At 51.3% G+C, this 14,875-nt stretch carries 22 protein-coding genes and 1 pseudogene; 18 read left to right on the top strand and 5 right to left on the bottom strand.

What is annotated here, in order from left to right; genetic code table 11:
- Positions 1 to 121: 121 nt before the first annotated feature.
- The 3 genes from IPL17_RS04440 to IPL17_RS04430 are packed head-to-tail and all read right to left on the bottom strand — an operon-like array spanning position 122 to position 779.
- The gene (locus tag IPL17_RS04440; protein WP_345305874.1) at positions 122 to 352 is read right to left on the bottom strand and encodes a hypothetical protein; all 231 of its coding nucleotides are present in this window, start codon (positions 350 to 352) and stop codon (positions 122 to 124) included.
- Between the two features lie 2 nt (positions 353 to 354).
- Positions 355 to 618 (bottom strand): hypothetical protein, encoded by a 264-nt coding sequence (locus IPL17_RS04435; protein ID WP_345305873.1) that lies wholly within the window; start codon positions 616 to 618, stop codon positions 355 to 357.
- Positions 615 to 779: a methylmalonyl-CoA mutase family protein gene (locus IPL17_RS04430; protein WP_345305872.1), complete on the bottom strand. Its 165-nt coding sequence runs from the start codon at positions 777 to 779 to the stop codon at positions 615 to 617. Before IPL17_RS04430 ends, IPL17_RS04435 begins: the two co-directional genes overlap by 4 nt.
- 47 nt (positions 780 to 826) lie before the next feature.
- On the opposite strand from IPL17_RS04430, the gene IPL17_RS04425 reads away from it, so the two are divergent.
- A complete protein-coding gene (locus IPL17_RS04425; protein ID WP_345305871.1) occupies positions 827 to 1,204 on the top strand; it encodes a hypothetical protein in 378 nt (125 codons plus the stop codon).
- 41 nt (positions 1,205 to 1,245) lie between these two features.
- Here the strand turns inward: IPL17_RS04425 and IPL17_RS04420 are convergent, their stop codons facing one another.
- Positions 1,246 to 1,599, bottom strand: a complete 354-nt coding sequence (locus tag IPL17_RS04420; protein WP_345305877.1) for a methylmalonyl-CoA mutase family protein — start codon at positions 1,597 to 1,599, stop codon at positions 1,246 to 1,248.
- A 321-nt stretch (positions 1,600 to 1,920) separates the two neighbouring features.
- Between IPL17_RS04420 and IPL17_RS04415 the strand changes: the two genes are divergently transcribed.
- From IPL17_RS04415 to IPL17_RS04335, 17 genes and pseudogenes are all read left to right on the top strand, one after another.
- Entirely contained in the window at positions 1,921 to 2,367 is a 447-nt protein-coding gene (locus IPL17_RS04415) for a DUF3090 family protein (RefSeq protein WP_345305876.1), read from the top strand.
- A 287-nt stretch (positions 2,368 to 2,654) separates the two neighbouring features.
- Positions 2,655 to 2,858 (top strand): hypothetical protein, encoded by a 204-nt coding sequence (locus IPL17_RS04410; RefSeq protein WP_345305870.1) that lies wholly within the window; start codon positions 2,655 to 2,657, stop codon positions 2,856 to 2,858.
- Between the two features lie 34 nt (positions 2,859 to 2,892).
- Entirely contained in the window at positions 2,893 to 3,330 is a 438-nt protein-coding gene (locus IPL17_RS04405) for a hypothetical protein (RefSeq protein ID WP_345305869.1), read from the top strand.
- Entirely contained in the window at positions 3,296 to 3,595 is a 300-nt protein-coding gene (locus tag IPL17_RS04400) for a hypothetical protein (protein WP_345305868.1), read from the top strand. Before IPL17_RS04405 ends, IPL17_RS04400 begins: the two co-directional genes overlap by 35 nt.
- A 22-nt stretch (positions 3,596 to 3,617) precedes the next feature.
- Positions 3,618 to 3,998: a hypothetical protein gene (locus tag IPL17_RS04395; RefSeq protein ID WP_345305867.1), complete on the top strand. Its 381-nt coding sequence runs from the start codon at positions 3,618 to 3,620 to the stop codon at positions 3,996 to 3,998.
- Positions 3,999 to 4,009: 11 nt separating this feature from the next.
- Positions 4,010 to 4,360 (top strand): hypothetical protein, encoded by a 351-nt coding sequence (locus IPL17_RS04390; protein ID WP_345305866.1) that lies wholly within the window; start codon positions 4,010 to 4,012, stop codon positions 4,358 to 4,360.
- A gap of 85 nt (positions 4,361 to 4,445) precedes the next feature.
- A pseudogene (radA, locus tag IPL17_RS04385) lies at positions 4,446 to 5,865 on the top strand (DNA repair protein RadA).
- Between the two features lie 55 nt (positions 5,866 to 5,920).
- Positions 5,921 to 6,091 (top strand): hypothetical protein, encoded by a 171-nt coding sequence (locus tag IPL17_RS04380; protein ID WP_345305865.1) that lies wholly within the window; start codon positions 5,921 to 5,923, stop codon positions 6,089 to 6,091.
- 7 nt (positions 6,092 to 6,098) lie between these two features.
- The gene (locus IPL17_RS04375; RefSeq protein ID WP_345305864.1) at positions 6,099 to 6,611 is read left to right on the top strand and encodes a toast rack family protein; all 513 of its coding nucleotides are present in this window, start codon (positions 6,099 to 6,101) and stop codon (positions 6,609 to 6,611) included.
- On the top strand, positions 6,608 to 6,763 hold the full coding sequence (locus IPL17_RS04370) for a hypothetical protein (protein ID WP_345305863.1): 156 nt from the start codon (positions 6,608 to 6,610) through the stop codon (positions 6,761 to 6,763). Before IPL17_RS04375 ends, IPL17_RS04370 begins: the two co-directional genes overlap by 4 nt.
- Before the next feature lie 250 nt (positions 6,764 to 7,013).
- On the top strand, positions 7,014 to 7,430 hold the full coding sequence (locus IPL17_RS04365) for an Rrf2 family transcriptional regulator (RefSeq protein ID WP_345305716.1): 417 nt from the start codon (positions 7,014 to 7,016) through the stop codon (positions 7,428 to 7,430).
- Positions 7,431 to 7,592: 162 nt separating this feature from the next.
- The gene (gene hutU, locus IPL17_RS04360; RefSeq protein ID WP_345305862.1) at positions 7,593 to 9,254 is read left to right on the top strand and encodes a urocanate hydratase; all 1,662 of its coding nucleotides are present in this window, start codon (positions 7,593 to 7,595) and stop codon (positions 9,252 to 9,254) included.
- Positions 9,251 to 10,291: an alkaline phosphatase gene (locus IPL17_RS04355; RefSeq protein ID WP_345305861.1), complete on the top strand. Its 1,041-nt coding sequence runs from the start codon at positions 9,251 to 9,253 to the stop codon at positions 10,289 to 10,291. Before hutU ends, IPL17_RS04355 begins: the two co-directional genes overlap by 4 nt.
- A 55-nt stretch (positions 10,292 to 10,346) precedes the next feature.
- Positions 10,347 to 11,426, top strand: coding sequence for an alkaline phosphatase family protein (locus IPL17_RS04350; protein WP_345305860.1), 1,080 nt, complete (start codon positions 10,347 to 10,349; stop codon positions 11,424 to 11,426).
- Between the two features lie 109 nt (positions 11,427 to 11,535).
- Positions 11,536 to 12,477, top strand: coding sequence for an alkaline phosphatase family protein (locus tag IPL17_RS04345; protein WP_345305859.1), 942 nt, complete (start codon positions 11,536 to 11,538; stop codon positions 12,475 to 12,477).
- 113 nt (positions 12,478 to 12,590) lie between these two features.
- On the top strand, positions 12,591 to 13,391 hold the full coding sequence (locus IPL17_RS04340; protein WP_345305858.1) for a hypothetical protein: 801 nt from the start codon (positions 12,591 to 12,593) through the stop codon (positions 13,389 to 13,391).
- 148 nt (positions 13,392 to 13,539) lie between these two features.
- Positions 13,540 to 14,229, top strand: coding sequence for a DinB family protein (locus IPL17_RS04335; RefSeq protein WP_345305857.1), 690 nt, complete (start codon positions 13,540 to 13,542; stop codon positions 14,227 to 14,229).
- A gap of 234 nt (positions 14,230 to 14,463) precedes the next feature.
- Here the strand turns inward: IPL17_RS04335 and IPL17_RS04330 are convergent, their stop codons facing one another.
- The gene (locus tag IPL17_RS04330) at positions 14,464 to 14,847 is read right to left on the bottom strand and encodes a hypothetical protein (protein WP_345305856.1); all 384 of its coding nucleotides are present in this window, start codon (positions 14,845 to 14,847) and stop codon (positions 14,464 to 14,466) included.
- Positions 14,848 to 14,875 lie beyond the last annotated feature (28 nt).

The raw sequence follows: 14,875 nt of genomic DNA, 5'->3' as shown, positions 1-14,875 counted from the left end.
GGATGGAGTACCGCACTCCGCGAGTTGACCGAAATCCCGTTCGGCTCGAATGCAGGCGTATCTGTATGTTTTTCATGAAATTCTTTTTGTCCCATTAATGAGCGTTGCGCCCAACGAGAGTTTAGATCACTGCCAGCTCTTCATACTCGCCAAAAGTTTCCTTCATCACGCCTACGATCTCGCCCAGCGTGGCGTACGCAGGAACACATTCCATAATGAAAGGCATGGTGTTCTCCATTGCCCAAACAGGCGATGCGAAGTCTGTCCAATGTCTGGCCGACGCGTCCGCTGTCCGCGCGTCTTGCGGATATTGTTCAATAGAGATCTGGCAGGTGTAGCCATTCAGGTCCATCTTTAGAATGGGGATGGTGAAAGGCTTGTCTTCAGCATATGCGTTGACGCCCCGATCTTGCGGATGCCCTTATCGATCTCGCGCTGGTAGCGATAAATCGCGTCCGCGATCTCACCCTGGAAAGAATCCTTTTTCCGATGGACGGGGATCACGCTACTTCCCAATTCCCTCGATCCTGCGGAAGTAATCGTAAGTCTGTTTTTCGATGCGGTTGGTCTGCGCCCGACGAAGAAAGCTCCGCCCAGCAGGTCAGCCGTATTGGTCACGCCGGATTCTTCCGCGATGATCTGCTATTAATGCGCAGGGCAATCGTCACGGAATGTTCGGACGGCGAGTGCGCCAGGGCCTCATCCATGGAATTGGTGTGCAGGGATTGCGTCCCGCCGAGGACAGCTGCCGAGCGCCTGGAATGCAACTCAGACGACATTATTCTCCAGGCTGTTGGGCTGTTAATTAAACTCCCGCCGTTTGGGTGTGAAACGCATCAGCCACGGGCGCGGATACTTCCGCCCTTGGGGTCTCGCGCATTTCACGCGCCGTCACGGCGTGCGGCCGCAGTACTTGGCGATCTCTTCGAAGAAATCATTGTGCGCGTTGCGAAGAGGACAGGCGGCGCGAAGTCGCCATCCATGCGCGGGCAATGCCCCAGCGGACATATTCAGTCCGTCCGCCAGAGTGAACGAAATTCTGCGCGGCGGTCGAAGCGGCCTCGCGGATGTGATACCCGCTGAAAGTCGAGATCGTATTCCATTGCGGAACTTTCTGCGCGCCGGAGATTCCATTGTCTCGACCAACCGCATGGAGGAGATCCGGCGGGAAGATGAACTCCTTCTGCGCGATGAATTCCCTTAAGAATATCGTTCAATGAATCGTGCCGCGTAGTTGATCGAGCCTCAATCCCTGCTTTTCGGCGGCGGCGGATACATGGCCCAGTGATCGCGGCGGGTGAGTTGATGGTCAAGCTTAACCGGTACTTTTTCCAGCGGAATGCCTTCAAGCGAGATTTCCATATCCTTCAGGGATGAGATCGCCACTTCGCATTTGCCGAACTCGCCCAACGCCTCGGGCTGGTCGGTATCGTAGCCCATTAAAGTCGCGAAGTCAAGGCAATGCTCAATCCTAACGTTTGACCCTGCTCGGCAAGTATTTGGAGCGCTTGTTGGTTTCTTCGCAGTGCCGAAGCCCGCGAACATTCTCATTGTCCATAGTTTCTGCGGTGCAGAGTCGGGTGGACTCCGCGTGAATATGGGGATATTTGCCCGGCAGACCGAGGTCCGATCGTAATCAGTTCAGCGATGTCCTGCGGGAATTGTCGGTTTTGTGGGATCAGATGAAGTTGCAAGTGAACTCAAGCGGAGCGTTGCGCTCAGGCAGCATTTGCCAGCGCTTTTTGCAAAGATGTCTTATCCACGTATCAAGCAAGCCTTGTAATTAATCGAGCATTTTTTTCGTACATGGCACTCTCCTTTGGTGGGGTGTGCGAATTATACATGAGGGGGTTGTCTGGTATACTACGAAAAGGTATGTAGGGCGACCCGCCCGGAGAAATCAAAGTCTCTTTGAAAGTCATGCGAGGGTCGCCCCTGCGAATACAATTGCAGGAATCCCTATGCCCCGTTTCAAGAATTGGTGTAGACCCGTGTGGCCGTATTGCGGACGCCATTGGCGCTCGGGGACAGCGTATCTTTTATCTTCAAGCCTATCGGGATGAACGTACGATCACCGTGTTGATCGAAAGGCGCAATTACAATCGCTTGCCATCGGTATCGAACAATTCCTTTCACAGATCAGTCAGCAAAACCCCAATCTTGAAAGCCGCCGGAGATTTCTCAGAGGAACATATGCATCCACAGCGGGTTGATCCGCTCTTCCGCGCCGGCGAGATCGGACTTGCCTACGATAAAGACCGTGACCGTGTGGTGGTCTTCACCAAGGAATTACTGTTACCGAAGAAAGAAGATCCTGACTCCATGCGCAGATCCGTTTTTGGGCAAGCCGGGGCCAGGTCCGCATAAGTGGCGCGCTGGGGTGCGATGTCGCCGGTCGTGGACGACCGGTTTGTGTGCGAGTGTGGTCAGCCGATGAAGCGGTTGGACATTTTTGCCCCAAGAAGAACGGGCACCTGGCTTAATAAGTCAAAGGTCGAAAGTCGAAGGTCACTTTTGACTTTTTTACCTTTTCGACTCACTATGAACTCTCCGCTCACAGCACAATTAAATCGTCACTTGCGTTAGGTACATCATGATCCTGAAAGGCCAGTTCATGCTCGGCAGTAAGTACACATTCCTTGTGGATGTTGAGTATGAGGGTAAACTTATCAGGCCGTTTCAAGCCTTACAAGGGCGGACGAACTGCACAGGGATTTCCCGGGAATACACTCGCGCAGCGCTACCGAGGTTCTGCTTACCTGTTAAACGGCAACTCGGTCTTCATATTGTTCACAGTCCCAGGCATGCGCGAGATGGTCCGCATGCCGGGCGCGCGGCTCGCTGCAACAATACGTTAATTACGATATCGAATATCATTACTTTAATTTCACTGTGGAAGATAAAAACCTGCTCAAGCCGGTCATGTTGTTCGACCTGCTGATCAACAACGCAGACCGTAAAGGCAGCCATGTCTTTTTTGAGAATGAGACCCACAAACTGTACGCGATTGATCACGGTGTTTGTTTCCACGAAGAAAATAAATTGCGGACAGTAATATGGGATTTTGCCGGACAGGCGATTCCCGATGAATTGCTTGCCCCTCTTTTCCAAGCCGACGGTTGGTCGGCCCTCTTTGCAAATTATCTCAGTCTGACTGAAGTGGTCGCGCTGCAGAACCGCGCGGAAAGATTGCTTACATCGCGAACCTTTCCGCAAGCCCCGCGTGACCGCCGCACTTCCCATATCCACCACTGTAGGGCGGATCGCGATCCGCCCAACATCTGGCTGAGAACTTATGCACTACAAACTCGCACTCATTGGTTTCGGTAATGTTGCCCGTTCGCTCGCCCGATTATTGATACGCAAACAGGATTTGCTCAAGAGTCAGCATGATGTCACATTCTCATTCACGGGCATCGCCACGGGCAGTCACGGCTTTGCTGTAAATCCCGATGGACTTGATATTCAGAAAGCATTGGATCTCGTAGAGGGCGGACAATCCATCTCATCCCTTTCTTCCACGGACGTGAAGGATTCTTTGGCCGTGATCAACAACTCACAAGCCAACGTTATGTTCGAGGAATTCTCCGGTTAACACGCAAACAGGCCAGCCTGCTTTGGATCACATCCGTCGGGCGTTTGATTTGAACATGCACGCCATCACCGCCAACAAAGGACCCGTGGTTCACGGTTATCGTGAGTTGACTGCGCTCGCCAGATCCAAGGGCAAACGCTTTGGTTTTGAATCAACGGTTCTGGGCGGCGCGCCTGTTTTCTCTGTTTTCCGCGAGGCTTTTCCTCTTGCTGAACTGATTTCGATCAATGGCATCTTCAACGCCACCACCAATGTCATCCTCACTCTTATGGAAAATGGCGAAGCGTATGAGGATGCGGTCAAGTACGCGCAATCCATTGGCCTGGCAGAGACCGATCCCACCAATGATGTGGACGGCTGGGATGCGGCGATCAAGGAGTCGCGGCGCTGGTCACTGTTTTGATGGATACGCCCATGACCCCGCAGCAAGTGAATCCCACGGGCATTCGCGGTATTACCCCGCAAATGATCGCAAAAGCCAGAGCGGAAGGCAAACGCTATAAACTGGTCTGCTCCGCTGAAAAGATTGGCGATAAAGTGACTGCCAGCGTTTCTCCTCAATTGGTCGACTCAACTTCTCCCTTATATGGCATGATGAATTCCAGCACCGGCATCACCTTTAGAACGGATGTGATTCTTGACTACTCGGTCACACTTTCTGAAAAGCCCGGCATGAAGGGCGGCCCCGTTGAAACGGCTTATGGTCTCTTTGCGGATTTGTGCGGACAAGTGAACGCGCGTGAAATAAAACTCTGGTCCTTGTGAGCGATAATTAAAACAGAACATGTAATTCTGTTATACTCTTGAGCGGCTAATCGCAGCTCGCTCATTTTTTTATTCCGAGAATCCTATGGCAAAAACAAAAACTCATACCCGGTATGTCTGTCAGCAATGCGGCCGTGTGTCCGCTTCTTATATGGGCAAGTGCCCGCAGTGTTCTTCGTTCAACAGTATGGTGGAAGAAGTCATCCATGAAGAACCTGTCAACAAGGGACCGTCAAATGTCCGCGGGCTGAGCGGCCGTTCGGTTCCGCGCCCCATTTCCGAGGTCGGGGGAGATGCGGAGGATCGCGTCCATCTGCCGATCGGTGAGTTTTCGCGCGTGCTCGGCGGGGGAATCGTGCTTGGTTCCATCGTGCTGATCGGCGGGGACCCGGGCATTGGCAAATCTACGCTGATGCTGCAAATGGCGATGGAGATGGCGAACTCACAGCGTGTGCTGTATGTTTCGGGCGAAGAGTCTGAACGACAGATCAAAATGCGCGCAGTGCGTTTGTTGAACGGTAAGAAGAACTACCGAAAATCTTTTACTGGTGACGGAAACGAATCTTGAAGTGATCCTGAACCATGTCAGCGAACTCAAACCTGATCTGCTGATTGTTGACTCGATCCAGACAGTTTATTTATCCGAATTGGATTCGTCGGCGGGCTCGGTTTCGCAGGTGCGCGAGTGCGCGTCACATTTGAGCGAGTTGGCGAAATCCAGCGGTGTATCTGTGTTCCTGATCGGGCATGTGACCAAGGAAGGCAATATTGCCGGTCCGCGTGTGCTGGAGCATATCGTGGATACGGTCTTATATCTGGAAGGCGACAGGTTCCAGGCGTATCGTTTATTACGCTCGGTAAAGAATCGTTTTGGCGCGACTGCAGAAGTGGGCGTGTTTGAAATGCGCGAAGGCGGACTGGTGGAAGTAACCAATCCATCAGAAGCATTCCTTGCGGAGCGGCTGGTCAATGCGGCTGGCTCGACCATTGCAGTAACAATGGAAGGCACAAGGCCGATACTGGTTGAAATTCAGGGGCTGACTTCTCCAACCCAATTCGGGAATGCGCGCCGTACCCCAAATGGGATTGACTTTAATCGCTTGCTTTTGATCTCGGCGGTCTTGACGCGCCGCGTGGGATTAAAACTTTCAGAGCAGGATGTCTTCGTCAACGTGGTTGGCGGCATTCAAATTGACGAACCCGCAGCTGACCTTGCGATTGCCGCAGCGATCGCATCTTCTTGGAAGGATGTGCCTGTCCGTGCGGAGGCGGTGCTCATCGGCGAGATCGGGCTGGCTGGCGAACTGCGTATGCCGGGTCAAATGGTGGCGCGCTTGCGTGAAGCGCAAAAGCTGGGGTTCAAAGTCGCGATCGTGCCGAAAGCCATCCGCCAGGGCGAGGCGTATCCCAAAGGGATCGAGATCATCGAAGTTAGGTCATTGGATCAGGCGTTACACGCGGCATTAAAATTGCCTGAACCTGTTCGAGTAAAAAAGCCTGAATAGCCTGCAACCATACCCACCTTCAGAGCGTATATTTGCCAGAAGGAGATTTCTTATTATGAACACCAAACTTATTTCAGCATTTCTTGCATTGGCATTAGCCAGTATGGCTTGTGGATTTGAATTGCCCAAAGCGCCCGCTCCCGACCCAGAAGTTACCGAAAATATGTCTGTGCCAGCTCCCGATAGCGACCAGGTGAATCTAGAACTCGCGTTCCGGCGCTGGTGAGCTTACCTTGGCTCCCGGTTCAAGTCAACTTGTGGATGGCACGGCAACCTATAGTTATTCCGCGTTCAAGCCTGTTATCAAAACAGACGGAAGTAATGTTCAAGTCGGGATGAGCGAAGTGAATTTCAACGTATTCCCATCGTTTAAGGATCTCAAGAATATATGGGATCTTAAACTGGGCACTACCCCCATGGATTTGAGCATTGAAGCCGGCGCATACGAAGGGACCTTTGAGCTTGGCGGATTGGAGCTCAACAACCTGTCCATCAAAGACGGCGCGGCGGATGTTGAACTCTCTTTTTCGCAACCAAATTTGGCTGAGATGTCCATCTTTGAATATGGGACGGGTGCATCCAACGTGAAGATGAGCGGTCTTGCGAATGCCAATTTCTCCCTGATGGATTTCTCATCCGGCGCAGGTGATTACACACTGGATTTTTCAGGTGAGCTTCAACGGGATGCCTCGATCACCATTTCCAGCGGATTGAGCAATATGATCATCGTCGTGCCAAAGGTGTGAACGCCATTGTCACAGTGGACAGCGGAGCCTCGAACGTCAATGCCGGTTCGGGCTGGGAGCAGAATGGGAAGATATACAAACAAGCAGGAGAAGGCCCGATGCTGACGTTTGTGATCAACATCGGCGCTGGCAATGTGACGCTGACCAAGTAGAAGTTTTATGAAAAGTCCCGCATCGAAAGCCGATGCGGGACTTTTTTGAACCAACAATAGGCAAGGATATGTTTGAGCCAGAAGCCCGAATCAGTTGCGCGTGATGCGCTTTCATCGTATTTTGGCCTTTAGAATTCGGAGCAAAAGGTCATAATTTATCCATGACCTCCATCACTTGCATTGTAATGAATTGCACAATAAAATCGTTATAGTCGGTAAGGAATTACCTGTTTTATTAGAAGAGGCCAGTATGCAAATTACACGTCAAGCAGATTATGCCGTTCGAGCGGTGCTTCATCTGGCCCGCAATGTGGACCAGCGCACAGCTACAAGTATGATCGCGGAGGAACAACACATTCCGCCGTCCTTCCTTGCCAAGATCGTTTCTCAATTGTCCATTGCCGGGTTGTTACATACTTCCCGCGGCGCGCGCGGCGGTGTCACCCTTGCCCGCGCGGCAAAAGATATCACCTTGCTTGAAGTGGTCGAGGCGATAGATGGTCCGATCCAACTTAATGAGTGCGTTGGCGACAACGGCACCTGTTCCTTTGATGATGATTGTCCATTGCGTCCGATCTGGTGCGAAGCTCAAGAGGAATTGGTCGGCCGCTTGAAAGGCACGAACTTTGCAGATATGATATTAAAGGGACAGGCCTCTTTATCATAATCTTAATGAATTCAATGAAGCCTCTCGGCTATAATAGTCGGGAGGCTTTTTGTTACTCACCCGATCGCTTATCTCCTGATGGGCATCGTGCAGTTGAGTCCTTATTGCAGAGTTAAAAAAATTCCTCATGATAACTCACTTAATTCATAAGGAGCGTATTCGATGTCCACATCTCGCGTAGTTCGCGCACCGCGCGGTACACAATTGACCTGCAAGAATTGGCTGTCTGAAGCCGCGTATCGAATGATCCAGAATAATCTTGATCCTGAAGTGGCAGAGAAGCCTGAAGATTTGGTTGTTTACGGTGGACGCGGAAAAGCTGCGCGCAACTGGGAATCATTTGACGCCATCCTTGAATCGCTTAAGAATCTTGAAGAAGACGAGACCTTGCTTGTGCAATCAGGCAAACCCGTCATTGTCTTCAAGAGCCATAAGGATGCGCCAAAAGTGTTGATCGCGAATTCGAACATCGTGCCGCATTGGGCGACCTGGGAAAAATTCGATGAGCTGGATAAAAAGGGACTCATCATGTACGGCCAGATGACAGCCGGCTCGTGGATCTATATCGGCACGCAGGGGATTTTGCAGGGAACGTACGAGACCTTTGGTGCGCTTGCAAAACTCAAGGGCTGGGATTCACTGAAAGGTAAATTTGTTTTAACTGCCGGCCTTGGCGGCATGGGCGGCGCACAGCCTTTGTCCATTACCATGAACGAAGGTGTGGGACTGGTGGTTGAAGTTGACCCCGAGCGAGCCGAACGCCGCCGCGCGATCGGATACATTGACATGGTCGTGGATAATCTCGAAGAAGCGATGACGCTGGTGGAGGAATTCAAGGAAAAGAAAATTCCAAAATCCATCGGGCTGATCGGCAACGCCGCAGACGTGTATAGTGAACTCTTTGCGCGCGGTGTGATTCCCGATGTAGTCACAGACCAAACCTCTGCACATGAAGCGTTATTTTATGTGCCCTCTGGATTAAGTATCACGGCCGCCAATCAACTGCGCGAGTCGGACCCAGAGAAGTATAAGAAAATGGCCATGGATTCCATGTCTACACACGTAAAAGCCATGCTGAATTTCCAACGCGCGGGCGCGGAAGTTTTTGATTACGGTAACAATTTGCGTCAGCAGGCTTTCAATCATGGCGTGAGCGACGCCTTTGAATTCCCAGGTTTCGTGCCTGCCTATATCCGCCCGTTGTTCTGTGAAGGCAAGGGACCGTTCCGCTGGGTGGCGCTTTCAGGCGACCCGGAAGATATTTACACCACAGACAAGGCAATCATGGAGTTATTCCCTGACGCTGCACCTTTGCACCGCTGGATGAAAATGGCGCGCGAAAGTTCCGTTCCGGGATTGCCCTCTCGTATCTGCTGGCTGGGATATGGCGAACGCGCCAAGGCTGGATTGATGTTCAATGAATTGGTCGCAAGCGGAAAAGTTAAAGCCCCCATCGTCATCGGGCGCGATCATCTGGACTCGGGTTCCGTTGCATCGCCGAACCGTGAAACTGAAGCGATGAAAGACGGCTCGGATGCCATTTCAGACTGGGCGATACTCAATGCGCTGATCAACGCTGTCGGAGGCGCGACCTGGGTCTCGTTCCATCATGGCGGCGGCGTGGGGATGGGATATAGTCAGCACGCGGGACAGGTGATCGTGGCGGATGGCACCCCGGAAGCAGCCCGCAGACTGGAAAGAGTCCTTACAACAGATCCCGGCATGGGCGTGGCGCGACACGCGGATGCCGGTTATGAAATCGCCATCGCCGCCGCAAAACGCCACGGGTTGAAAATGCCAATGCTAAAGGAATCCACCAATTGAAAAGGTTTGTTATTTTATTTCTATGTTTATTTTTAACAGCATCCAGCCCCTGGCAGGCTGCCTCTCCGTCGTCTCCTGCGGTAGTTACTGTTTTGCCGCCTGCCCAAACAGCGACGCCTGTTCCTGCTTACACCAATACACCGATTCCCGCCACGGAAATCATTCCTCCAACGATAACACCCGCTCCCGCGCCAAAGATCGAACGTGTGATCATCCTTAGTTTTGATGGCATGCGAACAGACGCGATCGCGGCTGCGCCAATGAATAATCTGCTTGAGTTGATGAATTCCAGCGCGTACAACCTGACGACCGCCATCACGATCGCATATCCTTCAACACTGCCCAGCCATGCTGCGATGCTTTCAGGGTTGTGTACAGCGAAGAATGGTATCTTCTATAACCGGTATTTTAAATATATGGGATATTCCCAGGGTGTGGATATTTTTGATCTTGCACACGCGGCTGGAATGAGAACGGTGATGATCGTGGGCAAGGATAAATTAAGAGAACTTGCCGAACCTGAAACAACAGATGTTTTTGAAATTCGGCATGATGAAGCTACTGTCGGCGCCGCGGCAGTAGAGCAGATTGCCCAGGGATTTGGGTTGATGTTCGTGCATTTCCCGTCTGCAGACCAGGTCGGACACAAATATGACTGGATGGGTGGGTCGTATTTGCTTATGCTTCGGAACGGGGACGAAGCTTTGGGAAAGATAGTAGCGGCGCTCGATGAAAGTGGCTTGCGTGAATCCACCATGATCATCGTCACTGCTGACCACGGTGGACATGACGGCAATCATGACGGCACCAAGATCGAAGACTTCCGCATCCCGTGGATCGTATCTGGACCGGAGATCGTTCCTGGCGAGATCACCGCGCGGATCCATATAATGGACACAGCCGCCACCGTAGCTTACGGATTAGGATTTCCGCAGCAAGACGATTGGGATGGCATTCCTGTATATGAAGCCTTTGGGCTGCCCAGGTTGGAGATCCATCCTGAAAGTGTGCAATGGCCGTGTCATGAGTGGAATTGAAAATCAGCAAAATGATTTTGAGTATCTGGCCTAATAATTATTAGTAAAAATCCGAATGAAAATTTGCAAGGTGGTATTTTTTTGCCTGCTATTGGCAGGCTGCGCCCAGGCTCCCAACCTTTGGGGCGCCGTGCCTGCCGCGATTCCTGCGGCACCGTCGGCTCTGCGGCCGACTCAAACAGCGCCCTTCACCCCATCCCCGACAGCCTTCGTTCTTCCACCGTCCTCCACCGCTCCGTTCGCCGCGACGATTGAGCCCACGCCGACAATCACACCGTTGCCGGTTGGAATTGAACGCGTTCTCATTATCAGTTACGATGGTATGCGCCCTGATGCAATCGCCGCCGCGCCCATGAACAACCTTCTGGAGTTAATGAAGACCAGCGCGTATACATTGACAAACGCGATCACGATTGCTTATCCCTCCACGTTGCCCAGTCATGCGGCAATGCTTTCAGGCTTGTGCATGGCGAAAAATGGCGTAGTCTATGACAAGTATTTTATGTATATGGGATATTCCAAAGGCGTGGATATTTTTGATCTGGCACACGCGGCCGGCATGCGGACTGTTATGGTGGTCAGCAAGGATAAATTGAGACAGCTGGCGGAGCCTGAAACAACCGATGTTTTCGAAGTCCGTTATGGTGAACCCGCTGTCGCCAGAGAGGCGGTTGCGCAGATCGACAGGGGATTTGGATTAATGTTCGTTCACTTTGCGGGCGCTGACCTGCGCGGACATAAATATGCCTGGATGTCTGACCCGCAATTCAAAGTCCTGCGCGAGGGCGATGAAGCCCTTGGGCAAATACTATCCGCGCTTGAAGAGAACGGCTTGCGTGACAGCACGCTGATCATCGTCACCGCCGACCACGGCGGTCATGACAAAAACCATGTCGGCACCGTCATTGAAGACTACCGTATTCCCTGGATCGCATCCGGGCCGGATATCGTTCCCAGTGAAATCACTGCGCTATTGCATACCATGGATACAGCCGCCACAGTGGCTTACGGATTAGGCTTCCCCCAACAAGCTGATTGGGATGGCATTCCTGTTTACGAAGCTTTCGGAGAACCAAGACTTAAAATCCATCCGGAAAGCGTTCAATGGCCCTGCCATCAATGGAATGACCATTGACCCGGGGTAAATTATTTTTGGGAGAAACACCCTGAAACCTGTTTTCCGTAACTGGCTTTTGACCCTCTTTATTGTTTTTTTGCAGTCGTGCGGGTCATTCGCTTCACCTATGCCGCCGACAGTTGCTCCGCCCCTTGTTGTGACTCTTGTCCCAAGTGGTACGCCGCCGCCCGCCACCGAGACCCCTTTCCCCACTTTAACATTTACGCCCACCCCGGCGATCTCGCGTGTTCTGATCGTCAGCTTTGACGGATTACGTCCAGATGCGATTGCTCAAGCCAACATGGTCAATGTGATGGCGCTCATGCAAAGCGGAGCGTATACCCTTAATGCACAGACCATCATGCCCAGTTCCACCCTGCCCGCTCATGCCTCCATGCTGACAGGGATGTGCCCCGCGAAACATATTGTGCGCTGGAATGAATATGTGCCTCAAAATGGGTATGCGCGCGGCACCGATGTTTTTGATCTGGTGCATGGAGCAGGACTTCAAACCGCGATGGTGGTCGGCAAGGAAAAACTGCGTCAGGTCACCGAGCCGCCCAGCACGGACTTTTTTGCCTTCGTGGATGAGACCGACAAGATCGACGATTTCACCAGTATTGAAAGACTTGCTCTTGATCAGATCAAAACTGGTTTCAATCTCATGCTCGTGCATTTCCCAAACGGTGATCTGGCGGGGCATGAAGAAGGCTGGATGTCGCGCGAACAATTGAAGGCTTATACAAAAGATGATAAGACATTAGGCGTGCTGCTTGATGCATTAAAAGACCGCGGCATGTATGAAGATACGATCATCATTGTCACCTCAGATCATGGCGGGCACGACTCATCTCATGGAACCGATGCCCCCGAAGATATGACCATCCCGTGGATCATCAGCGGACCGCGTGTGTACCCAGGTCAATTGGGCACGCAGGTCCATACCATGGATACCGCTGCCACCGCCGCCTTCGTGCTGGGATTGCCCCTGCCCGCGGAGTGGGATGGTGTGTCCGTATTCGAAGCCTTTGGTTTGCCTGTTCCTCCATTTAGGACATTTGGATGTTAAGGTTTTGATGATTTCACAAAAGCCATGATGATCCTGTCCATGCTTCTTATTGGACGGGAATCCGGTACTATAATTAATTTCAATTTCTTCATCATTAACTTTGGAGTTTTAAAATGAGCGATCGTAAACGTCGAATTTATGGGTTTTTGATCGGTCTGGTCTTCGGCATACCCTTCGCGATCACCTCGGAATTCATCAATTCGTGGATGCTGCCCGGGGTGCCGTTGTTTGAGCTGCCGTTGGGACGTGTGACCACCATCCTATTGACCATGACTGCCATGAGCCTTCTGGGAATGATCGTGGCATGGGATGAAGAATCTTTTTGGGGTTTGCTGGGCGGATCCCTTTTCATTGTCACCCTGAGTTCCATACAAGCCTATCTTAATTCAGGAGTGTCCGAAGGCGTGACCTCGTTCTTTCTGTTTTTGTTCACCTTCCTGCCGCGCCTGATCATTTACCTGCCGCTGACTTTGTTTTTGCGCTGGGTGTTGAATAATTTCGATCGGGCAGCATCCATCTCGAGCGGCAGGGGAGGGCGTCCCTTCCTCGCCTTGTTGATCCTGGTTGCCATGGCTGTCATCGGCGGCAGATTTTCGATGCTTGCGCCGGAGGCTCGCCTGGCGTTGCAGGATGGGAACACCCTCCTGCTGGAAGGAATATCCGCCGTTGAAAATGGGGCAGACCTGCCCGCACCGCTCATTGACGTGGACGGATTTTCCACCTATGCAAAAGGTCCCTATACTCTTGAATGGAGCAGTGACGTGGACAGCCTGCCTGTGACAAGGCCGTTGTCCGAGTTCGGTGTGACCGAGTCGTTGATCATTTTTCGGTTTGAGAATACGTATCAGTTCGGCTGTGCCTACACTCCCCCCAGCCGTGTTCCAAAGTGCGTCAATATTACACGGGTGAGATAGACAAACCAAACTTCGGAAGTTTTTTATTAATGCCTCGCGGGGTATAATCCAAAAATAAAAAAAATCACATCAAAATATATCTTTAAGCTGGCGGAGAAAATGAAGAAGAATCAAAGCCAGTTGGGAATATAAATTTTTCGAGCGTCCCATGAAAGATGAACATGCATTGATTGACCGTAAATATTGGAATGACCAACACTCCCTTTTGCGCCGTCAGCTTGAGCGCGCTCAAGACTTTTCAAAAGCCATTGAGCTTTTTATAGGTCACCACGGGATGGTACACACAGCCAAACTGGGCGGGTATGGATCATTTCAAGACGAAGTTTTACAGGGGTTGTCAGATAAGCAAATGCGCATTATCCCCGCGGGACGGGCAAATTCAGTTGCCTGGATGTTGTGGCATATCACACGCATTGAAGATGTGACGATGAACGTTCTTTTGGCAGACGCGCCGCAAGTATTTTATCGGGGAGATTGGCAGAGTAAGACAAATAGTCTCTTTGTGGATGTGGGCAATGAAATGACCGCAAAAGAAATCCGCGTACTGAGCGAATCGGTGAATCTGAATGGATTGCTGGCGTATCGGCTGGCGGTTGGAAAGCGGACCCGTCAAATAGCAGGTAAGCTTAATGTTGAGAAGCTTAAAGAGAAGCCCGCGCCGCAACGATTGGCACGCCTGCTGGAAGACGGTACGGTACGAGAGCAGGCGCAGTGGCTTTTGAAATATTGGGGCAGACATCCTCAGACGAATTTGCTATTGATGCCAGCCACGCGCCATGCTTTTGTGCACCTCAATGAAATCGGGCGTATGCTGCCTGCTTTGCGAAAGTTGTGTTAGTCAGATGGGAGGCGGGGCATCTTTAGGTACGTCAAGAATAATATCGGTTTCCGAAATTTTCATCTCAGAGGCTTGAAAAAGTGAATCTGGAGTGAGGGCGTGTATTGCGAATAATTTGCAAAAAAAAGCTGGCGGAATGATCTCCGCCAGCTTTTTTATCTCATGCCCGTGTGGGTTTATTTTTTGAGCTGCTCATTCTTTCAGAACACCCCATATTTTTTAGAAGATATAGTATTATTTTTGCAAAGTATAAGTCACGTTATTGAAATCTGCGTAGCGCCCGGTACAGTCTGCGTCATCCTCCGGGTTACCGGCATAGTTAAACGTCAGGTTTTTTCCATCGAAGGTGTAATTGAAATCCACATTGGTGCTGCATCCGCCAGTGTTGGATGTCTCTGTGAAAACATTACCATCTACCTTGTATGTGCCTGTGATAAGCGTTGTGTCGCCGGCAAAAACAGAGAAACTGCCATCGTCTTTCAACTCGATGCCGGAATTCATACTGTTTGCCTTCAAGAATTTCCCGGTTGGAAATTTTGTGGAGCCGCCGCAGGCAGTCAATGCGATCGAGACCAACAGTAAACCAGCTAACAAGTTCAATGATATTTTGCTTTTCATTTTTTTCTCCTCATGGGTTGATTTCAGC

This window comes from Candidatus Villigracilis saccharophilus, from assembly GCF_016711665.1.
Note: the sequence above shows the minus strand (reverse complement) of the source record. Positions and strands in the feature narration are given on the sequence as shown.